At 51.3% G+C, this 23,964-nt stretch carries 23 protein-coding genes; 1 reads left to right on the forward strand and 22 read right to left on the reverse strand.

Features of this window, described 5'->3' with window-relative positions:
- Positions 1-73: 73 nt before the first annotated feature.
- The 7 genes from PCH05_RS09365 to PCH05_RS09395 form a co-directional block, all read right to left on the reverse strand.
- A complete protein-coding gene (locus PCH05_RS09365) occupies positions 74-667 on the reverse strand; it encodes a TetR/AcrR family transcriptional regulator (protein ID WP_127602119.1) in 594 nt (197 codons plus the stop codon).
- A gap of 159 nt (positions 668-826) precedes the next feature.
- Entirely contained in the window at positions 827-1,450 is a 624-nt protein-coding gene (locus tag PCH05_RS09370; RefSeq protein ID WP_127602120.1) for a pyroglutamyl-peptidase I, read from the reverse strand.
- Between the two features lie 24 nt (positions 1,451-1,474).
- Positions 1,475-2,230 carry a LamB/YcsF family protein gene (locus tag PCH05_RS09375; RefSeq protein WP_127602121.1) on the reverse strand — a complete coding sequence of 252 codons (756 nt, stop codon included), beginning with the start codon at positions 2,228-2,230 and terminating at the stop codon, positions 1,475-1,477.
- Positions 2,217-3,230 (reverse strand): 5-oxoprolinase subunit C family protein, encoded by a 1,014-nt coding sequence (locus PCH05_RS09380; protein WP_127602122.1) that lies wholly within the window; start codon positions 3,228-3,230, stop codon positions 2,217-2,219. Before PCH05_RS09380 ends, PCH05_RS09375 begins: the two co-directional genes overlap by 14 nt.
- Positions 3,227-3,940, reverse strand: a complete 714-nt coding sequence (pxpB, locus tag PCH05_RS09385) for a 5-oxoprolinase subunit PxpB (protein WP_127602123.1) — start codon at positions 3,938-3,940, stop codon at positions 3,227-3,229. The genes PCH05_RS09380 and pxpB overlap by 4 nt, the downstream gene beginning before the upstream one ends.
- Before the next feature lie 153 nt (positions 3,941-4,093).
- Positions 4,094-4,933, reverse strand: a complete 840-nt coding sequence (locus PCH05_RS09390) for a YitT family protein (protein WP_127602124.1) — start codon at positions 4,931-4,933, stop codon at positions 4,094-4,096.
- Between the two features lie 153 nt (positions 4,934-5,086).
- Positions 5,087-5,932 carry a L,D-transpeptidase family protein gene (locus PCH05_RS09395; protein ID WP_127602216.1) on the reverse strand — a complete coding sequence of 282 codons (846 nt, stop codon included), beginning with the start codon at positions 5,930-5,932 and terminating at the stop codon, positions 5,087-5,089.
- A 261-nt stretch (positions 5,933-6,193) separates the two neighbouring features.
- On the opposite strand from PCH05_RS09395, the gene PCH05_RS09400 reads away from it, so the two are divergent.
- Entirely contained in the window at positions 6,194-7,246 is a 1,053-nt protein-coding gene (locus PCH05_RS09400; protein ID WP_127602125.1) for a permease, read from the forward strand.
- A 175-nt stretch (positions 7,247-7,421) separates the two neighbouring features.
- Here the strand turns inward: PCH05_RS09400 and PCH05_RS09405 are convergent, their stop codons facing one another.
- The 15 genes from PCH05_RS09405 to PCH05_RS09475 all read right to left on the reverse strand — a co-directional run bounded on the left by PCH05_RS09405 (position 7,422) and on the right by PCH05_RS09475 (position 23,945).
- Entirely contained in the window at positions 7,422-7,964 is a 543-nt protein-coding gene (locus PCH05_RS09405) for a hypothetical protein (protein WP_127602126.1), read from the reverse strand.
- Between the two features lie 87 nt (positions 7,965-8,051).
- Positions 8,052-8,921, reverse strand: coding sequence for a helix-turn-helix domain-containing protein (locus PCH05_RS09410; protein ID WP_218030518.1), 870 nt, complete (start codon positions 8,919-8,921; stop codon positions 8,052-8,054).
- 244 nt (positions 8,922-9,165) lie between these two features.
- Complete coding sequence (locus tag PCH05_RS09415; RefSeq protein ID WP_127602127.1) at positions 9,166-11,382, reverse strand: DEAD/DEAH box helicase; 2,217 nt, start codon at positions 11,380-11,382, stop codon at positions 9,166-9,168.
- Positions 11,379-12,704: an ATP-binding protein gene (locus tag PCH05_RS09420; protein ID WP_127602128.1), complete on the reverse strand. Its 1,326-nt coding sequence runs from the start codon at positions 12,702-12,704 to the stop codon at positions 11,379-11,381. The genes PCH05_RS09415 and PCH05_RS09420 overlap by 4 nt, the downstream gene beginning before the upstream one ends.
- A gap of 5 nt (positions 12,705-12,709) precedes the next feature.
- A complete protein-coding gene (locus tag PCH05_RS09425) occupies positions 12,710-14,266 on the reverse strand; it encodes a TerB N-terminal domain-containing protein (protein WP_164766597.1) in 1,557 nt (518 codons plus the stop codon).
- A 231-nt stretch (positions 14,267-14,497) separates the two neighbouring features.
- Positions 14,498-15,418, reverse strand: a complete 921-nt coding sequence (locus PCH05_RS09430) for a DUF4179 domain-containing protein (protein WP_164766598.1) — start codon at positions 15,416-15,418, stop codon at positions 14,498-14,500.
- 121 nt (positions 15,419-15,539) lie between these two features.
- Complete coding sequence (locus tag PCH05_RS09435) at positions 15,540-16,088, reverse strand: sigma-70 family RNA polymerase sigma factor (protein ID WP_127602131.1); 549 nt, start codon at positions 16,086-16,088, stop codon at positions 15,540-15,542.
- 155 nt (positions 16,089-16,243) lie between these two features.
- The gene (locus PCH05_RS09440) at positions 16,244-16,762 is read right to left on the reverse strand and encodes a GNAT family N-acetyltransferase (RefSeq protein WP_127602132.1); all 519 of its coding nucleotides are present in this window, start codon (positions 16,760-16,762) and stop codon (positions 16,244-16,246) included.
- A 144-nt stretch (positions 16,763-16,906) separates the two neighbouring features.
- Positions 16,907-17,578 (reverse strand): hypothetical protein, encoded by a 672-nt coding sequence (locus PCH05_RS09445; protein ID WP_164766599.1) that lies wholly within the window; start codon positions 17,576-17,578, stop codon positions 16,907-16,909.
- A 156-nt stretch (positions 17,579-17,734) separates the two neighbouring features.
- Positions 17,735-18,790: an ABC transporter permease gene (locus PCH05_RS09450; protein ID WP_127602134.1), complete on the reverse strand. Its 1,056-nt coding sequence runs from the start codon at positions 18,788-18,790 to the stop codon at positions 17,735-17,737.
- The gene (locus tag PCH05_RS09455; protein WP_127602135.1) at positions 18,787-19,512 is read right to left on the reverse strand and encodes an ABC transporter ATP-binding protein; all 726 of its coding nucleotides are present in this window, start codon (positions 19,510-19,512) and stop codon (positions 18,787-18,789) included. The genes PCH05_RS09450 and PCH05_RS09455 overlap by 4 nt, the downstream gene beginning before the upstream one ends.
- A 266-nt stretch (positions 19,513-19,778) precedes the next feature.
- Entirely contained in the window at positions 19,779-20,372 is a 594-nt protein-coding gene (locus PCH05_RS09460; RefSeq protein WP_127602136.1) for a YdeI/OmpD-associated family protein, read from the reverse strand.
- A 187-nt stretch (positions 20,373-20,559) separates the two neighbouring features.
- A complete protein-coding gene (gene rbsB / locus PCH05_RS09465) occupies positions 20,560-21,480 on the reverse strand; it encodes a ribose ABC transporter substrate-binding protein RbsB (RefSeq protein WP_127602137.1) in 921 nt (306 codons plus the stop codon).
- 13 nt (positions 21,481-21,493) lie between these two features.
- Positions 21,494-22,462, reverse strand: a complete 969-nt coding sequence (gene rbsC, locus PCH05_RS09470; protein WP_127602138.1) for a ribose ABC transporter permease RbsC — start codon at positions 22,460-22,462, stop codon at positions 21,494-21,496.
- Position 22,463: 1 nt separating this feature from the next.
- A complete protein-coding gene (locus PCH05_RS09475) occupies positions 22,464-23,945 on the reverse strand; it encodes a sugar ABC transporter ATP-binding protein (protein WP_127602139.1) in 1,482 nt (493 codons plus the stop codon).
- Positions 23,946-23,964: the final 19 nt, after the last annotated feature.

The raw sequence follows: 23,964 nt of genomic DNA on the forward strand, positions 1-23,964 counted from the left end.
CTTTTGTTCTTTCGGTTGTATTGTCTGTTGATGTATGGTTGCTTCCAAATTCTCATCCTCCATATGTCTATATCTAAGTTTGCGATCGGCCAAGCACCTCGTTCAGCATCAAACCTGCGTACTTGGATATCAATAAAATGTGCCGCGTATCCCGGTTCGTTTGAGCCAGTATCAAGGCCCCTTCCAGCATCGACAGCAGAACCTCGGCCGTTTCTGTGGCAAGCTGCTCCTGAAGCCCCTCCTTCAGGAGCCTTCCGGAAATGATGTGCAGCCACTCCGCCAGCACGCTCTGGCAAGCTGCCCTCAATGAATCGCTAATCGCCGAGGTTTCGACCGCCATCCAGAAGCTGAATGGAATGAAGCCTTCAAAATCGGTAGCCTGCGCGTCTTCGGCCATATTTTCGATAAAACGCTGCACCGCGCGCACCGGATCCGGTACACGCTCGAAGACATCCTTCCATTTATCAGCCACGATCCGTTTCGAGCGGTCAATGCATTGGAGCGCCAGCTCCTCTTTGCCTTCAGGAAAATAATAATAAAGGGATCCCTTCGGGCAGCAGCTTTCCTTAATAATCTGATTCAATCCCGTTCCATGGTACCCCTGCTTGAAGAACAGCTTGGATGCTGTGTCCAGAACAGTCTCACGTGAATTGGGCTTGCCTGCCATCGATATTCACCACCTCAAATTATAGTGATCGGTCTACATATTATAGCGGGCGCTAACACCTGTTTGTCAAACTTTTTTTATGGACAACAGATCTGAAAAATATGGCAGGATGAACGTGAAAACAAAAAAGCCCGTGCCTCAGCACGGGCAAAACATGAATTAGTTCGGACGGATTAGCGTACCTACGATCACCTTCAGCCCCAGAAGCATCGTCTCATGAGATAAGGACGGAAGGCTTGGCTTATGCGCAGCCATGTCCTGCGAAGCCGGGAAATGGACGAACCCGCCAGCGATCGGCAAATCATGCAAGCGGATATAATCCAGGAGGGCATACATCGTATTATTGCAAATAAAGGTTCCGGCCGAGTAGGAAATGGATGCGGGAATGCCCTGCTGCTGCATAGCCTCGACCATTTGCCGTACCGGCAAACGGGTAAACAAGCCGTCAGGTCCGTCCGGATTTACCACTTCGTTATAGGGACGGTTTCCGTTATTGTCCGCGATGGCCGACTCCTTCGGTACCTCTTTCAGATTGATGGCGATTTGCTCCGGCGTAATGGAAGTTCTTCCCGACGCTAAACCGCAGCAGACCACGGCATCCGGCTGTACGGATTCGATTGACGCTATCAATTTTTCCGAGCATGCATCAAACACGACCGGGAGCAGCAGCGTATGAATCTCCGCTCCCTGGATCGATTCTTTAGCGATGTCCTCCAGCAGTCTCTGAGTCGGGTTAATTTCATCTCCGCCAAAGGGTTCAAAAGCAGTAATTAGAATTTTCAAGTGATTTCCTCCCGCTGTGTCATTTTACAAAGCCTGTACGGATACCTTTTCCTCACGTAAAGCCGCGCGGAGCATTCGGGCAAATGAAAGCGCATGGGCTCCATCCCCGTGTATGCACACCGTATCGGCCTGAATCTGTATTTCCGCTCCGCTGACGGTGGCGACCGTGCCCTTTTTCACCATTTGCAAGACCTGCCCTACTGCCTGTGAGGGATCTTCGATCAGGGAGCCCGGCCTGCTTCTGGGCGTCAAAGAACCGTCCTCCTGATAGGTCCGATCGGCAAACACCTCTGCGGCGGTCTTCAGTCCGTACTGTTGTCCGGCATGGATAAGCTCGCTTCCGGATAGCCCGAAGAGGACGATCGACGAGTCGATCGCGTGGACAGCGGCGGCAATCGCCTCTGCCAACGGCTTGTCCGATGCAGCCATATTGTACAGCGCACCATGCGGTTTTACATGTCGAACGATGCCTCCCTCCTGTCTGGCGAAAGCCTGAAGCGCCCCGAGCTGGTACGTCACCATGTCGAATACCTCTTCCGGCGACACCTCCATGCGGCGTCTGCCGAAGCCCTCCAAATCAGGCAAACCCGGGTGGGCTCCGATAGCTACACCTTTTTCGATCGCCATTCGGACTGTCCGGCGCATCACGGCAGGATCCCCGGCATGAAAGCCGCAGGCAATATTGGCGGAACTGATTTCATTCATCAGATCCGCGTCCGAGCCAAGCGTGTAACGTCCAAAGCTTTCGCCCATATCGCAGTTCAGATCAATCCTCGTCATGGAACCCCTCCTTCAGCTTGCAGTTGATCATGCATTGTAATGCTCTCATCGCCTGAACCTGCTGCATATACAGCATCTCGGATTCGGATGGAGTAATTTCGAGGAAACGAAGGCTTCCGCCGGGAGCCAGCTGGGCGATCCGCGGCAAATCGACCGTCGCGACCTGCGCAATTTTGGGATAGCCGCCGAGCGTTTGCCGATCAGCCATCAGGATAATGGGCTGGCCATCCGCAGGCACCTGCACCGTTCCCGAGACCACACCCTCCGATATGTACTCTTTAGGCGCTTCAAGCGCTAGTGTGGGTCCGGACAAACGAAAGCCCATCCGGTCGGATTCCGGTTTCACCGTGTAGACGCCTTGATAGAATTGATCAATTGATTCAGAACGAAAATCTGCAAACTGACGACCATGCGTGACTCTGACGATTTGATTCGCCTGGATATAAGGACGCCGGGGAGCTGCAGACCAACGCACGGCTTGAAACGGAGCGTCCTTCTGTTGGCATGCCGATGAAAATTCAGCGGTGCGCCCTGATTTTCCGGCATGAAGAATGTCCCCGGATTCAAGTGCCCTTCCGTTCAAGCCGCCAATCCCTGCGCGGATGTAGGTGCTTTTGCTGCCCATGACGACAGGAACATCAATACCTCCGGAAATCGCCAAGTAGGATCTCGAGCCGGATACCGGACGCCGAAATGCAAGCTCGCTTCCTTCACGAAAAAGGACGGGTCTCCACATCGGAACCGTTAACCCGCCGCATTCGGGAGATAAATCGGCGCCTGTAATCGAAACAAGCGAATCTTGAAGAAAACGTAAAGAAAATCCGGACCAGGTCAATTCAAGCACCGCTTCGCTGCCTGAATTGCCTACCAGCCAATTAGCGAGCTTGTATGCGTAACCATCCATGGCACCTGAGGTGCTGACGCCGTATTTTCCGTATCCCGTTCTCCCCATATCCTGTACCGTCGTCAGCAATCCCCGTTTCAATACTTCAATGCTCATCGGCATCCACCTCCCAGGCGCTCATAGTCCGCAGTGCGGATCGCCTTGAAGCGGATCATCTGACCGCTCTGGACAAGCACGGGCGGCTGATCCCCTGGCCGAAACAAGGCCAGCGGAGTGCGCCCGATAATTTGCCAGCCTCCCGGCGTTTCCAAGGGATAGATGCCGGTCTGCGTACCTGCGATTCCGACCGAGCCCGCGGGTATATGAAGCCTTGGCGTCGCTTTACGGGGCGCGGAGATCCGTTCCGGAACGCCGCCGAGATACGGAAATCCGGGCGCGAAACCGAGCGCATATACCAGGAAATCCTGTCCGGTATGAATGCGAATGACCTCTTCTTCACTCAGTCCGTTAATTTCCGCTACATATGACAGATCAGGCCCATGCTCGCCTCCGTAGCATACGGGTATTTCAATGATCTGACGGCTGTCCGCAGGCATTGCACCCGAATCTTTCAACAGCTCCTCCACCCGGCAGCGAACGAATTCAAACGCCGATGTATGTTCTGCAGACCGTTTCAGCTTTTCCAGGTCATAATACACAGTCAGTGTCGTAAAAGAAGGCACGCATTCCAGAAAGCCTTCAAACGCCTGCCGCTCCAGACAAGAGGCCGCCGCCTGAACCGCCGCATGGACCGCTTCGTTCACGTTGGCGCCAAACTGAATCAGCAAGGCGGAATCGCCCATGGGTTCAACTATTAGCTGTGTCATATCGGAACCTCGCTTTGAGAATATTTGCCTGATTCTATTTTAGGTGGAAGAGATGGCAGATAGCAATCCACTTCAGTGATGCCATTGAGATATGAATGGCTTTGAATATACCAAAAAAGCCTGAATCCAGTTCAGGCTTTATACTTATTCAAATTATTTTGCCAAATCGATGAATCCTTCGCCGAATACGTCGCGGACGTCGTGGATCGTGATAAAAGCCTCTTTGTCCACCGATTTCACGATTTTCTTCAGCACGGGAACTTCCTGCTTATTGATGACGACGTACAGCACTTCTTTCGGGGATTTGGTGTAATATCCATACCCCGGAAACACGGTCACGCCGCGTTCCATCATCACGTTAATCTCCTGCGCGATATGCTCGTATTCTTTGGAAATAATCGTCACGGCCTTGCGCGGGTTCAAGCCTTCGATGATGAATTCCATCACCTTCGTGCCGACGAAGAGCATGATAATGGTCAGCATCAGGCTTTGCGCACCGATAATGAAGAAGGACGAGAACGCCACGATCAGATCGAAAAAGAGCAGCGCGTAACTGATATTCCAGTCCCAATATTTGTGGGCGATCCGCGCCAAAATGACGCTTCCCGCTGTCGTTCCTCCGGCACGCACGATGAGACCGATCCCCACGCCCGCAAACACGCCCCCGAATATCGCATTCAGCAGCAGTTCGTTCGATGACAGCGTCCAGCCTTCGGTAAGGTGCAGGAACAAGGAGTTGAACACGATGGCGATCACCGTGTAAATGGTTGTCTGCCTGTCCAAAAACTTATAGCCCACGATCAGCAGAATCGCGTTCAGTATGAGGTTCACGAGTCCCGGAGACCATTTGAACAGATAGTATAAAATAATCGTAACCCCTGTGACGCCCCCTTCAGCCAAATCATGCGGGATGACGAACAGGTTAATGTCGAGTGCGAAAATGAATGAACCGGCAATAATCAGTAAAATATCATTAATTGTTTTTCTATTCATAAGATGCCTTCCTGAGTCGTAAATTTTCATGTTGAAATAGTCGCAACCTTCATATTTTATAAGGTTTATGCGATATTCGTCAACTCGAACGACAGGAAAACGGCAAAAAAAATCCGCGTCATCCGCGGATCATCACATAAGGGTCTTCTATGATCATGGTGATGTCATTCTCACCGTATTGGAGCCTGCATCCCACTGAACCGTATAACCGGACATCTCCGAGAAATTTCGGAGCGGCAGCATCAGAGAATCATCCCGATATTTTGAAGGGGTAATTTTCATTGTTTTGCCGTCTACAACGGCTTGATCCGACAATGCTTTATGGACAATGGTTCGATTTCCAATCTTGATGGTGGCTGTCTTCGTTTGGCTGCTCCACAGCACCTCCCCGCCCAGCAATTCCATGCCTGCTCGTAAAGGGACATAAATTCGGGAATCGTACAGGACGATATCATTACGCATTGCAGCTTCCTTGTTGTCGATCAACAGCCTCCCTTCAAATTTCTGCTCATCGACGTGATAACCGGCGTTTCGAGCGATATCTTCGAACGAAAGCTTTGACGATATAATAATGGCTGTCGTATGCAGCTTAATTTGTGAAAAAAGCCAGTGGATATCATCGTTATACATGCGGATACATCCGGCGCTCACATATTTGCCGATGGAATTTTTGTTGCTGTTTCCATGGATCGCATATGTCGTTCCTTTCGTTCCGTTTACATCCAGCCCGATCCAGCGGTCGCCGAGCGGATTTCTTGGATCTCCTCCCGGAATTTTTTCTTTGTAATACGGACGGTTTACAATTTTATTGACGATTTCGAAGCTGCCCTCCGGCGTGAGTGTTGGCGTTTTGCCGGTGGCCACAGGGAATTCCCTGACCAGGGAACCATTTTGGAAAAAAGCCAGTTTATTCGTTTTTTTGTTGACGATAACGAGATCGCTGCCCGCACTTTGTGTGTCCGCGTGCACAGGCGCGGGGATGATCCAGCCCAATAGCATAATAAGAAGCACTGCTGCGAATGGGCGATGACGGGTACCCAGAATAAGAGAGCCTCCTTTCCTGTATCGGTTACTAGCCATTATATGGGGGAAGATGGGTGTCCTATCACCATTTCATGTGTTTTGATGTGGAATTGTTTTAAGAGAGGAAATTCATGAAAGTATATTGTAAATTACATTTGAATATGAAAATTTTCTTGTTTTAATTCAACCGGAGATTTAAAATAAATACTTGTTCATTCTTTGAAGGAGGAATTACCTATGTCACCTGTCAACTCGTCCACACGCCGTCCTTCAACGAAAAGGTCCATGTGGTTGGCTCTTATCTTCGTCATGATCGCGGTCATCGGTCTGCTATACGTCAAATGGTGGCCGTATTACCATAAAGCCTTTACGGCAGCATCCAAGCATTCCATCGGCTCGTCGATATTGGGCATGGAGCAGGATGGCCCCTCCTGGCACGCCGCACTGGAATATGCCAAGGCTTACTTCAAATCGGTCTGGAAAGCAGCCGTGCTGGGCATATTGCTGGGTTCGCTCGTACAGGTGCTGCTGCCGGTAAACTGGCTGTATCAGAAGCTCGGCAAAGCCGGGTTTAAAAGCACCTTCATCGGAGGCGTGTCCGCATTGCCAGGTATGATGTGCACCTGCTGTGCAGCGCCTATCGCAAGTGGTCTGCGCAAGCGCAACGTTTCCGTAGGCGCGGCACTGGCTTTCTGGCTCGGAAACCCCCTGCTCAACCCGGCCACGCTCGTGTTTATGGCGTTTGTCCTATCCTGGAAATTCACGCTGATGAGGATCGTTTTCGGACTCGTGCTAACCTTCGGTGTCAGTTATTTTGCTAACCGGTTCGCAGGTAATACGGAAGTTCCTGCATCCGTAGCGACGGTTCCGGAAGATCAAGCTAAACCTGAGCACGGCCCGTTCCTGAAACGCTGGCTGAAAAGCCTATGGATGATGATCGTGAGCGTCGTACCTGCTTATCTGATCGCCGTGCTGCTGCTCGGAGCTTTTCAATCGACCCTGTTTCCCGTCTGGGTAAGCGGAGGCATCGCCGCCATTGCCTTGTTCGCGATTGTCGGCACGTTGTTCGTCATTCCGACAGCGGCGGAAATTCCGATCATTCAGTCTTTTCTGGCGCTTGGCATCGGAACAGGCCCGGCCGCGGCATTGCTTGTCACCCTGCCCGCAGTCAGCCTCCCCTCCGTCCTCATCGTCGGCAGAGCTTTTCCGAGAAAAGTGCTGGCTTTCGTTGTCGGCGCCGTCGTGATCGCGGGATTGTTGAGCGGTTTGATCGGAGCTTGGGCTTTATAGAATTGATTCGTTACACGAAAAAAAGCATCTACAGCAGCGGCTGTGGATGCTTTTTCGCGTAATACAATCAATTAAAGAAAACCTGGAGGATCACTCATGAAGAAATCCGTTGTATTTACTGATATGACGCAATCCAAAGAAGAAACATGCGGTTTCATGAGCCCGGCTTGCCTCATTACTTCTCCCAAGCCAAGCTTCTCAAAAGGTCTATAAACTGCTGCTTCGTGCTTGACTCATTATCGTTTTTTGAGAAGTTCAACAGCAAGATGGAACGCGAGCTGTCGGCAATGACGGCGTAATAATGGTCATGCGTCCCTGTGATGCCTGACGCCGCAGTCCCGTTGTCAGCATCCAGCGTAATCAGCCTGCAGGTTCCGAGCGGAACGTCGAAATATTCGTCGTCGATAATTTCACTATGATTCGGCTTCACGGTATGAAAATCAAAATCCTTCGGTTCTTCAATCGAGTATATATCGCCACTGACTTCGCCTTCTTCATTAAGCATAAGATCATGCGTTTTGCTTTGCGCTTCAAGCTTCCATTTCGCCGGCATTTGAACATGCAATCCTGCTAAATCAACGGGCAAATTGGCAGTTGGTTTCGATTCATCAGCGTGAACCCGGCTTTCGAGCATAGCAGCATCGGATGTTGAATGCGTGCACCCGGACGCGCTCGTAACGATCAGCGCAGCCAAAATGATTTTTTTCAAAACGAACATGCGACGTATATCCTCCCTAGTGGCCTATTCTTGTTCTCTAGTATAAATAACAACGGCCATAGGGAAGATGTTATGATCTTTTCATGGTCAAGAAGTATACTCAAGCCCGGCTCTGATCCATTTTTCGATGACTCCCTGATTTAGAAACGGGGCAATGGGTCTCAAGGAATGGAGCCCGCCGGCTTCGAATGCTTTTCTGGCACATTCCTCGATTGCTTCACTGCCTATGAACGGTGCCAGGTGCTTCAGCGACTCGATGCCTTCGGTTTCAAACGATATTCTCGCGCATTCATCGATCACTTCACGGCTCGTGAACGGTGCCAGGTGTTTCAGCGACTCAATACCTTCGGTTTCAAACGACTTTCTCGCGCATTCGTCGATGGCTTCGTCGCTCATGAACGGTGCCAGGTGCTTCAGTGACTCGATACCTCGGGTTTCAAACGACTTTCTCGCGCATTCGTCGATGGCTTCATCGCTCATGAACGGCGCCAGGTGCTTCAGCTCATCGATGCCTTCCGCCTCGAAGGCCGTTCTTGCGCACTCATCGATCAGCTCGGTACTGACGAACGGGGCAAGCGCAATCATGTCCTGAATTTTAAATTTCGTTTTGATGTGTTCAAACACTTCATCGGCCTGTTCCGCTTTCAGAATCGGTGCAATCGCGGAGAAATCTTCAACCGTCACCTCATTGTTTTTGAGAAATTCAGATGTATTCTGATTGACGAACGTATGGACGATCTTGCTTCCTTTTTGATCTTCCAGGATGTGTTCAATGCTTACTTCGAATATCTCTGCGAGCTCCGGCAGCTTTGAGATGTCGGGCATCGTCTCTCCCCGCTCCCAATTGCTGACCGCCTGATAGCTGACGCCCATTTTATCAGCCATTTCCATCTGTGTCATTCCTTTTTCTTTTCTCATCTTGGCAATGTTTCTGCCGATTTTGACCATATCGAACATTTCAAACACTCCTTATCGGTTGATGAATCCAGTGTAGCAAAGGAACGTTCCCACGGTATATCAAGCGCTGCTTGAGTCTCTATTCATCCCGGATCCTAGAGCCGGCATCCGCTTCATTGAACCTATTGAAAAACGGAAAACCCGAGGCATCGGATTTTCCGTTATAGAGTCATGGCAGTCGTCGTATACAAGCATTCCATATGAAAAAGCATCACATCGATTCAAAGCAATTTCATCTCCAGCCTCATTGCGGCCTCGATGTATTCCATATCAAACTCAAGCCCTGCTTGAGTCCTTCCACATCCAGTCCATCCACAGCAAAAGCCTGCCTTACCAGCTCCGGCGCGACAAACTCGTCATACTTCCCCAGATAGGGTGCCTCTTCGGGTCCAAGAAGGGAGGACGGATCCGTACATTCCGCGCTTTCCTTCATGATTTGCTCGAGCAGCACCTGGCTGTCGGCTTTGCCGGCTACGACGAAGTAATAGGGCTCCATCGGGGTAATCGAGCGCAGGGAGAGCCGTTCGGATAAATTGTTCTTCAGCAGCCTTTCCAGCGTGCGGAACGATTTGCTGCCGATCCATGGCAAAATGAACATCGAATCGCCACCGGCCGGGATAACCACCGATTTCAGCAGCCCGCTTTCTCTGGCCAAGCGGCGGGCACGTTCCAGCCGGTTCACGGCTTGAGGCGACAAATAGCTGTACAGCGTGCTGTCGGCGAGCACTTCGCGCATTTTCCGCACGACCAGCGTATGAATATCTCCGCCCGCTCCCAGCCACAGCGTATCGACCTTTCCGAGCGCCGCTTTCACATACACCGCCTTATGCTTCGTATCGACCTCGGTTACCTTCCACAGCTTTCCGGCCAGTGAAAAGCAATATCCCGGCGGCGGGACGGTCGTAATCGAACCGATTTCCTCCGAACCGTTGTACACGGCATGCTCCTCGTCATCCTTGAAAACGGCGTAAAAGCGGAAATTGTTCACGATCTTCTCGCCCGTCAGACCGATGATGAAGCTCTCCTGCTCGGTCCACTGGATATGATCCGTCTGCAGCAGGTAGTTGAGGAACACTTTGTATGTATCCAGAGCGATTTGCCAAAAAGAAGGCAGCGACAGCACATCCGCTGCGAGCTCCGCAGGCGTCGCTTCCCCGCGGCTTTTCAGGATGCTCATCGTCTGATGATACAGCAAGCCGATCGGCATCTGCCGGATTTCGAGCGGCTCGACCCAGCGGTCCCTCACATACAGCTCGATGACCGCGATGGCACGCAGCAGCGTCCACGGCATCCTCGCAGGCAGCATGGCATCTTCGTCCTCCTCTTCGGGACAGACGAACAGCATCTCGGACGGCGCGTCGTTGCGCCTTCCAGACCGCCCGAGCCGCTGCACGAAGCTGGATGCGCTGTATGGCGCACCGAGCTGAACGACCCGCTCCAGCTCCCCGAGATCGATGCCCAGCTCTAGCGTCAGCGTTGCGGCTGCGACAGCAGGACCGGGGCCGTTCTTCAGGGCCGCCTCCGCCTCTTCGCGCAGCATTGCTGATATGCTGCCGTGATGCACATGGAACACGTCCGGTTGATGACGATGTGCCGCGACCCGGCGCAGCTCCAGCGTCGTCAGCTCCGCATCCGAGCGGCTGTTGGTGAACACCAGCGCTTTTTTCAGATGCGTGCTGTCATAGACAAAATCGTAATAAGCTTTGCGGGCATTCTGCAAATGCTCTGCCTGCTCTTCGTCACGGGCATCAGGGAACGAAAAATGCTCGACACGCAGCCGCAGCTTGCGTCCTCCCGGCACGGACACCGCCTCTACCGGCTGGCTACTGCCTGCACCCAGCCAAGCTTTCGCGGCATCATAATCGCTCAGGGTGGCAGACAAGCCAACGCGCCTTGGCGAGCAGCCCGTCATTCTCTCGATCCGAGCCAGCTGGCTCAGTACTTGAATCCCCCTGTCAGCGCCCATAAAAGCGTGGACCTCGTCAATAATAATATACCTGAGGTCATGAAACAGTGCCGGAATGGCGTTTGGCCGGTTCATCAGCAAGCCTTCCAGAGATTCGGGCGTAATCTGCAGCACGCCGGAAGGACTTCGCATCAGCTTGGTTTTCTCTGTCTGGGACACATCTCCGTGCCAGTGCCAGACGGGAATATTCCCTTCCCGCAAGAGCTCTTTGATCCGCTCGAATTGGTCATTGATGAGCGCCTTCAGCGGACCGATATAGAGAATGCCGACGGAAGAAGACGGACGTTCATACAGCTCGGTTAATGCCGGAAAGAAGGCGGCCTCCGTCTTCCCCGAAGCCGTGCCGGCGGCGATCAGCATATGGTGGGAGGTGTCCATGCAAATCTGAAGCGCTTCAACCTGCGCAGGCCGCAGCGTCTCCCATCTTTTCCGGTAGATAAATTCCTGGATGAACGGTGCCAACCGGTAAAATACGTGAGTCTCACCGCCACTCATAGCTCAAACTCCGCCAAAAAGTCGTCCAAATCATCCTTCTCCTGATCGGCGGCAGCCGGTGCAGCCATGCGCTCGCCCAGCAGCTGCGCAAAGGTAGCTTCCGGATTCTGGTGCAGGGTATGAAGCAGGTCCATGAAATCGCGCACCACTTCGCGCGGAGTGAGCAGCTCGTCCGCTCCCATCCGGCCAACCGCCATCTCCATGAACTGAATCAGGTCCTCATCGGTCAGAGACGGTGCATAACCAAAATGAAGGGCATGGATTTGCCGCAGCTTCTGCAGCAGAATCAGGATCTCTTCATGCGAGAGCATCTCCAGTTTCAGGATCGGGCCGGTGTAGTTGCGATAGCCTTTGCCGGCATAACGACCCTCGACCAAACGCGAACGCAGCGCCTCATAACTGAACAAACCGCGTCGTTCATCCTCGACGAACTGTGGAGTGCCTCCGAGAAAAATGCCGAGATGCTCCGCTTTGCCCTGCATCGTGTCATTGAACATGGTCAGCAGCTTCTCGTAATTGCTTGTGCGCGACACGCTGTTCGATATTTTGTACAAATTCACGCCTTCGTCAATAAAAAGGAGCAGTCCTCTGTAGCCGATTTTGGCCATAAATTCGGACCATAGCTTCATATAATCGTACCAGTTGTCGTCATCAATGATGACGCCGACTTCCAGCTCTTTTCTCGCTTCGGTCTTGTTCGGAAATTCACCCCGCAGCCAGCGCAGCGCGGCCTGCTTTTTCTCTTCCTCCCCCAGCTTGTATCCATTCCAATACGCGGCCAGCACCCGGGCAAAATCAAAGCCATGCACCAGATTCTGCATCGCTCCCGTCACTTCGAAAATCCGCCGCTCCACTTCACCCGGAAGTGCCGGATCACCCGGACGCAATCCGCTTTCCTTCATCGCCTCCTGCTGTATCGTGGAAATCCACTTTTGCAGCACGGCTTCGAGCGCTCCGCCGTCGGGGCGTGTCCGCGTCGATAAATTCATCATCAGCTCGCGGTACGTGGCCAGACCTTGTCCCTTCGTGCCGACCAATCTCCGTTCAGGCGACAGATCCGCATCCGCGGTTACAAAGTCCCGGTCGAGCGCATAGTTGCGGATCGTTTGCAGCAGAAAGCTTTTCCCGCTGCCGTAGCGTCCGGTAATCAGCTTCATGGCGGCTCCGCCCTCGGCGATATTTTCCATATCCCTCAAAATGGCTTCCACTTCAGGCTTGCGCCCGACGGCGATATGCTCCAGTCCGATCCGCGGGACTACGCCTGCGGTCAGGGAATTGACGAGCGCGGTCGTCAGCCGCTTTGGTATTTTTATGTCAGTCATGCGATTCACCTCGTTAATGATTCAAAATAATTCTCATATTCTTCCGATATGCGCTCGCCGTCGATGACCAGATCACCGATCGTTTCCATTGCAATTCCATTGATTTCATCTAGCAGCAGTTCGGGCATCGTTCCATACGTTTCGGCTATCAGTTCCAGCTCATGAGCGGAGGCATGCAACTTCAAGGCATACAAAACCTCCAGATGCGCTTGTCCCAGCTGTTCCGCAAACTGCGTCCAGTCCTCGTCCAGCCCGGTTGTCTTCCATTCGAAGAAAGGATCTTCAGGCAGCCGCTCAACATGGACATCTGAATTCGGCAATGCCTCATGCAGCATTTCTTGAAACGGCGCATCATGCGTCCAGCCTTCCTTGCCCACAGCCATGTCTGGGGCAGAAACCTCTTGGTCCTGCGAATCAGGCTCATCTTCCCAGGCTTCCACCGTCAGCATGCTCCGTACTTCCTCGCTGTCCCGCTGCAGCAGGGCAAGCTTCTCCGCATCGATGGAAATGGCGGGCAGCACCGGCTTGGCGGCTTGATATTCTCTCTCCAGATAGCGCTGTATCAACGTTTCCGTTTCACTCTTCAGGCTTACGCCCCGGAGACGGCCTTTAAACTGCCTGAGCTCTCTCAGCTTATTTTCCGTACTGCGCACCAGCTGGGTGATATAGTAGCGCAGCGGCGCGCATTTTCGGACCTGATCCAGGCGCAGCGCGAACGTTCTCCCATAGAGGGAAGCATCATAGATGGCACTCCGGAACAAATAACGCTCGATCGTTTTTCCCGGCCCTTTATAAAAGGTATCCACCAGCGTTTTGCCGGTTGTCTTTTGCATGTAGGAATCCACAATTGCAAGCACTTTTGGCACATACTCTTCCATCAGCGCACTTCCGCCGTCCTGGTAAAATTTGCTGCGCTGCACATCGTAATCGGATAACGTCATCACTTGTCCGAACGTCAAGGAAGCCGGATTCCCGCGTAACAGCCCGCTGAGCTCCAAATCGAACAGCTCATGGGTTCTGGACGTATCGGAACGGGACAAAATGTCCATCAAAGGAACATCCAGATGATGTACCAGCACAAAGTCGCAAACCCAATCCGCCAAATAGGCGTTCAGTTTGGGATATCTTGTGCCGTACGCCTCCCAGATGCCTATCCATAACGCGTACCCTTGATAGGGGGCCTGCCAGCCGATCCCATGAATCAGCTCATACAGATAGACAAAAACATATGAAAGGTCCGTGAACAGGTATTGTCCGCCCCGCACCTCGCTTCTCCAATAAAAATACCAGCTGCGCTGAGCCTCGCTCATCTGCTCGTATGTCGGCCAATAGCTCATAAAGGGCACGAAGGGAGCCGGCTCGCCCCTCCGTTCCTCTAACGCCCTTGCCTGCTGAACGAACTGCCGTTCTCTCGACAGCGCTTTGACAAAGGGAATGCGCTCCACGGCAGGAGGTTCTTTCCGCTCCGGGATGGCAAGGCTCCGCAAGCCGGCGCCATCCTGCGCCGGTTCATCCTTCATATCGATTTCCGCAAAATCCAGCGGCTTTTTATCCCATTCCATGAAATCGCACATCACCGTTCCAGTAGAATATTTGTTCTTTTTTTTATTATAATATAAACGAGGCATAAATAAGATCCCCTTGAAGTAAATACTCGAAAATCTTCAGCATTTCATGAAGAGAACGAGTAAACTTCAAGGGGATATTTCCATGTTTATTATAATCTTTTCCAGAAATTAATTATGGATAGTCCAGGTACTTTTGCGATTGCGCACTGAAATGCGGCTTCCCATTCATGGCCCGGGAATCTGAATGGTAAAGCTATGCTCTTTCAACGTCTGACGCTTCAGCACATGATCTTCGCTTTCTGCTCCAGGCATGATCACAGGCGTTAACAATAGTTCCGTCTCCTGCCCTGTTAAAGCGGGATAACGATTGAAGTTACTTTTCATGTTGCTGCGGGCTGATTGCTGTTCAATACTTTTCCCGTTCTGATCCGTCATTATAAAATGCATATCCCATTCATTTCCACCTGATATTTCATAATAGAGCGTTGTCGACACCGGACTCAGGACGAGCTTGCTCACGGTAATGATTTGCCCGTTATCCAGCGCAATCTGATGATGAACCGCGATTTTCTTGGTCTCGCGCATGAGCTTCTCCGTAGAAGTCGTCATGGCAAAGCCCCATGTTCCATTCACCGTGTCTCGATTCTGAAAAGGTATCCCGCTGATCACGATTTGAATATCGAGTGAGCCCTTAAACGTATGATCCGGAAGATCGACCGCCTGAACAAATGAGATTGTGGCTGCGTCCAGGCGGGATTTATTGCCGCTGCCGTTCCGCGGTATTTCTGTCCCGTTCACATATACGGACATCCAAGGAAAACCGATTCCTTCCAGAGGGGTATCCGTGGCATGAACGGTGTACGCAATGAGAAGCTGCCCTTCGTCCACCAGTACATCGTCCAGTCGGATATCCATGCCGGAATCGCTGACCGTCTGTCCGACGGTGGTCGTATATCTTTGTATCACAGCTTCGTCACTTTTCATATGCTCGGCCATCAACATGCGAAAGAATGGTACGCCGGATAGCGCCTTCACGGGCAGTCCGGTCGCAAATCCCAGGCAGATAACAGCAACCAAGCTGATGGCTGCCAGTCTGTATCTCCCCCGCTGTAACCGTGGGTTATGAAGATGAAGTTTTCTTTTCATTCTTTTTTTGATGCGTTTTCTCTCTATCTCGCTTAAGCATTCGTCCTCATAAAGACTTATATCAACGTCAGCTTCGTTAAAAAGTTCATATATATCCCTCATTTTGACACCTCCGTTCGTTTCATAGCTCCCTGAATCCTTTATACATAGCCTTCAATTTTTTTCGTCCGCGGGACAGCCGATTGTATACCCAAGAATGCTTTACGCCCATATGGGATGCGATTTCTCCAACGCTTTGATCATGAAAATAATGGTTTAAAAATAACGCTCGGTCGGGTTCCCTCAGACTGCCGAGCATCTCTTCCAATTCCTTGCGGAGTTCATTCTCCGTCTCAAGTATGTAACTGCCACTGATCTGCTCCACATCGTTTCCAATCAACTGTACCTTGCTATTCTCCCTATAATATTTCCGCTCGTAATCGATCGCTTTGAATTTGGAAACGGCAGCAAGCCAATGCTTGAAGGATCCCTTCTCTCCCGTAAACGAATTCGTATGCGTCCATACCGACAGCAAAATATCGTCCATGCATTCTTCATGCATATCCTGCTGGTGAAGGTGTTTACGAATGATGTTTTTGATGAAGCCGCCATACAGGTCTATCACATAATAAAGCGCCTTTTCATTTTGCCTTCGCAGTTCGGAAACAAGGTTCTCTTCCGTAATCTTCATTGATTAATCTCCTTTTTAAAACGGCTACACCTTATATATCGATTCAAACCGAACGTTTCTATCATCCTACAGAAAAAAATCCAATGCTACACGTAAAAAACCACTCCTCGGAGTGGTTTCACAATCATGATCGAAAGCTGCTGGATGAAATATAATCACTGCTCGCGACGCTTGGAGAAATAGACCAATCCCGCCTGAAGCTCCGACGCTTTGACAAATCCGAGCTTCTCCATGAGATGAATAGACCTGACGTTATCAGGCTCAACGGTTGCATCGATCATCGTCAGCTTCATCGTTTCAAAGCCAAACCGTATCACAGCCTGCATCACCTCCGTCATATAGCCCCGCCCCCAGCTGTCCTTGGCCAGGTCAAAGCCGATCTCCGCGACAAACTCGCCATCCGAAGTTCTAAGATAATGATATCCGCATGTGCCCATAAAGCTGCGGGATGCTTGATCGTAAATCCCCCAGCGGCAGCCTGCATCATCCAGATGATATCGGATGATCTCTTCTGCTTCTTCCACATCCTTGCAAGGATCAATATCCATGAACCGCGTAATCTCTTCGTCAGCAAAATGCCGACGGACTTCTTCCGCATCCTGCAGCGTAAGCAGCCTCAAGTGCAAACGCTCGGTGTCGATCGTTGGGTATTCGACCGGTTTCACTGCTGCCATATCCCCTAAACCTCGCCTACAATGGATTTGTCCCTTTCAAATGCTGGTTATTTCATCGATGTTTGAACATGAAAATATTGTATTGGATACTCAGCGGCTTCGGCAATATGAATTTGATTTGAACGTATCGGCCCTTTTACAGCTCTATTCAACATATTTTTTGATCTCTGGAGACACCTTCTGAACGTTCTTACCATAGAAAATGAAGTCTCTGCCGTCATCCGCTAAAGCACGAGAGAAGGCATAGGGCTTCATCCCATAAAAAATAACATCATAATAGGTCAAAACCGCACTGGAGTCCGGCTGATCCATCGAATCCTGCCCTTTCTCCAAGAGCCGGATAAAATCCTTCATTTCCGCTCCGGTCAACACGTGCAGCCGCTTAGGACTCGGGTTTGTCTGGTAAATATCAATCCGGATGACTTTACTCAGATCCAGCTCCTCGGCAGTAGGCTGAAAATCCGAATGTTCCGCAGTATATAGCTTGAATCCATTGACCTCTGCCGGATCCTTAACCGCGATCACCGCTGGCTCTGATGGGTCGTTCAATCCGTAAATCGCAGTTCCAGCCGGTAAAAATGCAGCATCGCCATCCTTCGGCTGGTATCCGGCATGATGAATATTCCCGCTGATCTCAAATGCCGTGAAGCCGATCGGCGTTTCCGTTGCGACTTGGGAAGGATCGGCGACGATGCCGCGATGAGGTAGATGCGTGTACATAGTCTGATCAAGCATAATAAAATCAACCCAGTCCACCTTGGTTTCAAACTCCGTCTTGCCGCTGCGGCAGGCGGAGAGGGATATCAGAAGCAGCATACACACTCCACACAGCAGCCATCTTCTCAAGTCGTTCACCTCTCAAACCGTAAACCACGCCCATCCCTGTATTGCGAATGGAGGGTTTACCATTTAAACGTGAGACCATAACCATTTGTTACATCGGGTGCAAAAAGAATGAACCAGCCGAACAGTTCAAAGCTTCCGATACTTTTTGAGCGCCAATATGTTCAGCCCGATAAAGAGTGCGGCGAAACACACCAGCACTACCAGATCAAGCGCGATATCTCCAAATCCCATTCCTTTGTACATCACGCTTTTAAGCGCATCAGCCCCATAATACAGCGGCATGATTCGGGCTATGATCTGAATCCATTCCGCCATATGGTTGAGCGGGAAAATGCCCGCGAAAAAAACCTGCGGAATAATGACGATCGGAATGAACTGCACCATTTGAAATTCGGATGCGGCGAAGGTCGACAGCAGAATGCCGAGCGAAAGCGCCACGAAGGCGAGCAAAATATTCGTCAATAAAACGAGCCAGAGCGAGCCTTCCAGATGGATGCCGAGCACCAGGGTTGCAAACAGCACGACGATGACCGTTTGCAGCAGCGCGAAAATGCCGTAGCCCGCCAAGTAACCCGTGATCACCTCGCCTCTGCGTACCGGGGTGGACATTAAGCGTTCGAGCGTCCCCGTCGTGCGCTCCCGCAGGAGTCCGATGCCCGAAATCAGGAACACGAAGAAAAATACGAAAAATCCGATCAAGATGGGACTCAGCGTGTCAAAAAAGGTCGTGTCTGCGTCGCCGTATACATAATCCGTCTTCACTGTGATCTGCGGAGCCGCTGCTGGGTTTCCAAGCTTCTGCGCCGTATCCGCAAGTCCAGCCACCGCCTGGCTGACGGTCATTTGCAGCGCCTTGGACTGGGAAGGGTCGTTGTTCTTCAAAATCAGATGCAATGTATTGTCCCGCCATTCCATCATGGCGTCCAGATTGTCATTCACAACAACGTCCTTGCTGGCTTGATCATAGGTCGTAATATCCATGCCCTTTTCTTTCAGCAGCTCGACGATCGCCGGATTCAGGTTGACCGCCCCAATCTTCGCATCCGATGCGTTGCCGGTATGATTAAACAGGTAATACATCAAGCTCAGTACCAGCAGAGGCGCGAGAAAGAGCATCGCGAGCGTTCGTTTGTCACGCAGCAGCTGCTGGAAAATTCTCAGGACAAGTGCGCGTATTCTCATGACTCTTTCCCTCCCGCCCGCAAAAATACGTCTTCCAGGTTTTCCGCATCATACTGTTGTTTCAGCTGCAAGGGCGTTCCGCTGGCCAATATCCGGCCTTCGCGCACCATCGCCAGCACATCGCATTTCTCCGCTTCATCCATAACATGAGTCGTAATGATAATCGTTTTCTGCTCCGTTCCCTTGAGCCGGATCAGCTCAGCCCAGATCGACTGCCTCAGCTCCGGATCGATCCCTACCGTCGGTTCATCCAGAATCAGGATCGGCGGGTTATGCAGCAGCGCGATGGCCAGGGATAATCTCCGTTTCATGCCGCCGGAGTAGGCGGACACCTTTTTCTCCAGCTCATCCGTGAGATTGACCAACTTGGCCGCATACGCGATCCGCTGCTTTTGCTCCGTTTTGCCCATTTTGAACATCGAAGCAAAAAACCGGAGGTTTTCTTCGCCCGTCAGCTCGTTATACAATGCATCCGATTGGGCCATATAGCCGATTTGCTGCAGCATGCTGAGGCTTGGCATCGGAGTACGAAGCACTTCAATGGTGCCTTGATCCGGTTTATCCATGCCGACCATCATTTTGACGAGCGTGGTTTTTCCGGCTCCGGATGGTCCGATCAATCCGTAAATCTGTCCTTTCTCCATATGAAGACTAACTCCGGAGAGGACCGTTTTTTTCCCGAATGCTCTGCTGACCTGCTCTACACTAACCGTTGTTTCCATATGTCCTACCTCCAATAAGATAATGAACACTGCGTTGATTATCTTCCTTAGTTCATTATAAGGGATGCCGTCTTACCCGGCAATGAACAGAATCGCGGAATGTGATCATTAACGAAAGGTTTGCCTTTTGCCTTCATTCCCTGGTGCATTCAAAGGTTTGGCAAGCAGTCAGCCGTGTACGAAAAAAGCACCCGAATGCATAGGCTGGGTGCTTGGAAATTGCCGTCTGATTTGATCTTATGAGGTGCTTCCTGTCAATCCACGTCCTAATCGTTTAATCCCTTGCCATTGAGAATTTGCTGCATATACTTTTCAACCCTGGACACCCGGGTTTTGGATTGTTTGGGTGCGGAAAAATAAAAAAGGTACGCTCTTTGCCGCCCGGGCGTCAACGCTTCGAATGCAGGCTTCAGGGCGGGGATTTCATCGAATTTATTCTGAAGCTCTTCAGGAATGTCGTATTCTTCATGCTTTTTAAATTCTACTTGCAGGCCGGATTTTTCAATGCCAATAGCTTCCTGAATATACGCTTTCAAAATGGATTCCTTGGCCGTTATTTCTTGAGCGTTGGAGAACCGGATCTGGCGTCCCGCCTGTACCTTCTCCGTTTGTTGAATGAGAATGCCATGGGCATCCTTCATCAAGGAGCCTTTGATAAACAGAATCGCACAGTATTCCTTAAATCCGTGTATTAAAAGAATGTTCTTGTTCTGAAGCGTGTAACAAGGATGCATCCACTTATATTCTTCGGTCAGATCAAACTCAAGAACGAGTTCCCGCAGCTTCTCATATTCCTTCTTCCACTTCTTGGATTTCCCTATGAATTCATCCACTTTAGGATTGGTTCTACGCGTTGTCATCAAAAAATACCCCTTTTTATCCATGGTGTTTTTAAAATCATGATCTAATCTGCATGATCACATATGACTACCTTCTTTGTAAGTTTGATTGTACTGATTTTTTTAAGAATTGTACAATTTTCATAGAGGCTTATTGAATACCAAAACAGCCTCCAACACAGGTTGGAGGCTGTTTTCAGCATCATGATTATGGTTCTTTCGTCACCAATTTCAAAGGTGCGGGAATCGATTTTTCAACCGTCTTGCCTTGCAGCACATCATACGCTGCTTGCACGGCCAACTGCCCGATCAATTCAGGCTGCTGTGCCACGGTGCCGGTGAGCTTACCTTCCTGGATCGATTTCAACGCGTCATCATTGCCGTCAAAGCCGATGACCGGAATATCTTTGCCGGAGCTTTTGATCGCTTCAATGGCACCGAGCGCCATTTCATCGTTGTGCGCGAAGACCGCCTGTACATCCGGATTTGCCTGCAGCAGATTTTCCATCACGTTCAAGCCTTTCGTCCGGTCAAAATCGGCTGTCTGCTTGGCAATGACTTTCAATTCCTTATCAGCCACTTCATGGAAGCCTTTACCGCGTTCCCGGGTCGCCGAAGCCCCTGCAACGCCTTCCAATTCAATCACTTTGGCGCCTTTGCCGACGATTTTCTCGATATACTCGGCTGCCATGTTGCCGCCCTTGACGTTGTCCGAGGCAACCAATGCCTTCACATCCCCTTTATCCGCCGAGCGGTCCAGGGTGATCACGGGAATGCCCAAATTGTTCGCCGACTGCACGACGGTGGAAATCGCTGCGGAATCGGTCGGATTAATGAGCAGAACGTTGACGCCCTTTTGCATCAAGTCGTCGACGTCGTTGCTTTGTTTGGCGGAATCGTTCTGCGCGTCGACGACAATGGTTTCGATTCCGTGCTTTTTCGCTTCGGCAACGACGCCATCCTTCAAGGAAACGAAGAACGGATTGTTCAGCGTCGAAATCGAAAGACCAATCTTCATGTCCTTAATGTCCCCGCCCGTTTTAGGCTTGGCCCAGCTTGGCGGTTCCAGGGAACATCCCGTGGTAAGAATAAGCAGAAGCGCTGCCAGTAAGAACGTTAGCTTTTTCATATATGTCTCTCCCTTATGCAGATTTCTTCCGGTCAATGAGTACGGCAATCAGGATGACGATGCCCTTGACGACCATTTGGTAGAAGGAGGATACGCCGAGCAGGTTCAAGCCGTTATTCAGCGTACCGATGATCAGCGCACCAATCAGGGTGCCGACAATGCGGCCGCGGCCACCGGATAGGCTTGTACCGCCCAATACAACCGCCGCGATGGCGTCCAACTCATAAGACGTACCTGCCGTCGGCTGCGCAGAATTCAGGCGAGAGGTCAGGATAGCCCCTGCCAATGCAGACAGCAGACCCGCCAAACCGTAAATCATGATTTTTACGCGGGATACCTTGATGCCGGATACGATGGCCGCCTTTTCGTTGCCGCCGATCGCATAGGTTTTACGCCCGAATGACGTCTTGTGCAGCACGACCCAGAGCAATGCGAACGTAATAATCATCGTAATGGCCGGCACCGGAATGCCAAGCTCATAGCCGCGGCCGAACAGCTGGAATGTCATGCTGTCGCCAAGGCCGGTAATGGGGTTGCCATCTGTATAGACGAGTGTCAAACCTCTGAAAATCGTCATGGTTGCCAACGTGGCGATAAACGGTGCCATTTTGCCCTTCGTGATCAATAGCCCGTTAATCATCCCCATAATGCCGCCGAGCAGACAGCCGATAATGATCGCCAGAATCGGATCGAAGCCGGCGACCAGCATATTGGCTACGAAAGCACTCGATAAGGCCAGTATGGAGCCGACGGACAAATCGATCCCGCCGGTCAGAATGACAAAGGTCATGCCGAACGCGATCAATGCGTTGATGGATACCTGCCGCAGCAGATTGAGAATGTTAAGCGGTTCCAAAAAGCTTGGATTCAGAACCGATACGATAATAATCAGAATGATGAGGCCAACCAGTGGTCCCAATTTTTGCGTGATCTGCGATACCTGAAAGCCTTTGGAAGTTTTTGCTTCATTCACCGTTGTCATGTTACTGTCCCCCTGTAGCCAGCGTCATTATTTTTTCCTGCGTCGCTTCTTCCTTGCTCAGTTCTCCTGAAATGCTGCCTTCGTGTACCACCACGATCCGGTCGCTCATGCCCAGCACTTCCGGAAGTTCGGAGGATACCATGATGATCGCCACGCCGTGTCCTGTCAGTTCGTTCATCAGCTGATAAATTTCGCGCTTGGCGCCGACGTCTACCCCGCGGGTCGGTTCATCCAGAATGAGGAGCTTGGGTCCGATCCCCACCCATTTGGCGATGACCACCTTTTGCTGATTCCCACCGGACAGATTGCCCGCCGCCGTTTCGGAAGAATGCGTCTTGATTTGCAGCCGCTTGATCAGCGCGTCAACGAACACCTTTTCCTTCTGGGAGGATATCAAGCCCTTGGAGGTGAATCCGCTCAGGCTCGGAAGCACCATATTGTCACGGACGGAGAAGTCCTGGATCAGCCCTTCATCCTTCCGGTCCTCCGTAATGAAGCCGATTCCCAGCTTCACAGCATCCACCGGTTTCCGGATATGAGCCTTCTTGCCGAAAATGCGGATTTCGCCGCTGTCCAAATGGTCAAGCCCGAACAGCGCTCGCATGATCTCCGTGCGTCCCGAACCCATCAGTCCGGAGAAGCCGACAATTTCGCCGGCGCGAACCTGGAAGGATACATCTTCAAACCATCCCTTGCGTGACGCATGCTCCACCTCGAGAACAATCTCGCCGGGGCTTGGTGTTCTGGCAGGGTAGCGCTCCGTCAGCTCTCTTCCCACCATTTTCTTCACGACTTCATCGAAATTGGTGTGCGGAATGTCCTTGGTGTCCACGGTACGCCCGTCCCTCATGACGGTGATCCGGTCACAAATCGTGAAAATCTCTTCCATCCGGTGCGAGATATATACAATGGATACGCCTTCATTTTTCAAGGAGGCAATGACCTCGAACAGCTTTTCGATTTCCCTTTCGGTCAACGCCGAGGTCGGTTCATCCATGATGATGACTTTGGTATCCGTCAGCAGCGCCTTCGCAATTTCGATCATTTGCTGCTGCCCGACCGAGCACTCTCCGGCTTCGGTATTCAAGGGAATGTCCACGGACAGTCGCTTGAATTGCTCCTTCGCGAGCGCCTTCATTTCTTTCGTTTTCAAAATCCCCCAGCCCGACGACATCTCCCTGCCGATGAACAGGTTCTCAAGCACGGTCATATCCGGCCATACATTCAGCTCCTGATGGATGAACGCGATGCCTTGGCGCTCCGCTTCCTTCGGATTGGCAAAATACGTCTCCTTGCCGTCGATGACAATCGTCCCTTTATCCTTGGCATGCAGTCCGGTGAGAATATTCATCAGGGTGGACTTGCCGGCACCGTTCTCGCCCATAAGGGCGTGAACCTCGCCTTCTCTCAGGTCAAAGTCCACACCGGACAGGACCTGGTTCGTGCCGAAGGCTTTGTGGATTCCTTTCATTTGAATGTGCATAAGGACTCCTCCTAAAAAG

This window comes from Paenibacillus chibensis (assembly GCF_004001045.1).
Classification (GTDB): Bacteria; Bacillota; Bacilli; order Paenibacillales; family Paenibacillaceae; genus Paenibacillus_AQ; species Paenibacillus_AQ chibensis.

Excerpts from the sequence above, each read along its gene's own strand:
- PCH05_RS09365 (WP_127602119.1), bottom strand. The coding sequence starts at position 667 with ATGGCAGGCAAGCCCAATTCACGTGAGACTGTTCTGGACACAGCATCC.
- PCH05_RS09375 (WP_127602121.1), bottom strand. The coding sequence starts at position 2,230 with ATGACGAGGATTGATCTGAACTGCGATATGGGCGAAAGCTTTGGACGT.
- PCH05_RS09380 (WP_127602122.1), bottom strand. The coding sequence starts at position 3,230 with ATGAGCATTGAAGTATTGAAACGGGGATTGCTGACGACGGTACAGGAT.
- pxpB (WP_127602123.1), bottom strand. The coding sequence starts at position 3,940 with ATGACACAGCTAATAGTTGAACCCATGGGCGATTCCGCCTTGCTGATT.
- PCH05_RS09390 (WP_127602124.1), bottom strand. The coding sequence starts at position 4,933 with ATGAATAGAAAAACAATTAATGATATTTTACTGATTATTGCCGGTTCA.
- PCH05_RS09395 (WP_127602216.1), bottom strand. The coding sequence starts at position 5,932 with ATGCTATTGGGCTGGATCATCCCCGCGCCTGTGCACGCGGACACACAA.
- PCH05_RS09400 (WP_127602125.1), top strand. The coding sequence starts at position 6,194 with ATGTCACCTGTCAACTCGTCCACACGCCGTCCTTCAACGAAAAGGTCC.
- PCH05_RS09405 (WP_127602126.1), bottom strand. The coding sequence starts at position 7,964 with ATGTTCGTTTTGAAAAAAATCATTTTGGCTGCGCTGATCGTTACGAGC.
- PCH05_RS09410 (WP_218030518.1), bottom strand. The coding sequence starts at position 8,921 with ATGTTCGATATGGTCAAAATCGGCAGAAACATTGCCAAGATGAGAAAA.
- PCH05_RS09415 (WP_127602127.1), bottom strand. The coding sequence starts at position 11,382 with ATGAGTGGCGGTGAGACTCACGTATTTTACCGGTTGGCACCGTTCATC.
- PCH05_RS09420 (WP_127602128.1), bottom strand. The coding sequence starts at position 12,704 with ATGACTGACATAAAAATACCAAAGCGGCTGACGACCGCGCTCGTCAAT.
- PCH05_RS09425 (WP_164766597.1), bottom strand. The coding sequence starts at position 14,266 with ATGGAATGGGATAAAAAGCCGCTGGATTTTGCGGAAATCGATATGAAG.
- PCH05_RS09430 (WP_164766598.1), bottom strand. The coding sequence starts at position 15,418 with ATGAAAAGAAAACTTCATCTTCATAACCCACGGTTACAGCGGGGGAGA.
- PCH05_RS09435 (WP_127602131.1), bottom strand. The coding sequence starts at position 16,088 with ATGAAGATTACGGAAGAGAACCTTGTTTCCGAACTGCGAAGGCAAAAT.
- PCH05_RS09440 (WP_127602132.1), bottom strand. The coding sequence starts at position 16,762 with ATGGCAGCAGTGAAACCGGTCGAATACCCAACGATCGACACCGAGCGT.
- PCH05_RS09445 (WP_164766599.1), bottom strand. The coding sequence starts at position 17,578 with ATGCTGCTTCTGATATCCCTCTCCGCCTGCCGCAGCGGCAAGACGGAG.
- PCH05_RS09450 (WP_127602134.1), bottom strand. The coding sequence starts at position 18,790 with ATGAGAATACGCGCACTTGTCCTGAGAATTTTCCAGCAGCTGCTGCGT.
- PCH05_RS09455 (WP_127602135.1), bottom strand. The coding sequence starts at position 19,512 with ATGGAAACAACGGTTAGTGTAGAGCAGGTCAGCAGAGCATTCGGGAAA.
- PCH05_RS09460 (WP_127602136.1), bottom strand. The coding sequence starts at position 20,372 with ATGACAACGCGTAGAACCAATCCTAAAGTGGATGAATTCATAGGGAAA.
- rbsB (WP_127602137.1), bottom strand. The coding sequence starts at position 21,480 with ATGAAAAAGCTAACGTTCTTACTGGCAGCGCTTCTGCTTATTCTTACC.
- rbsC (WP_127602138.1), bottom strand. The coding sequence starts at position 22,462 with ATGACAACGGTGAATGAAGCAAAAACTTCCAAAGGCTTTCAGGTATCG.
- PCH05_RS09475 (WP_127602139.1), bottom strand. The coding sequence starts at position 23,945 with ATGCACATTCAAATGAAAGGAATCCACAAAGCCTTCGGCACGAACCAG.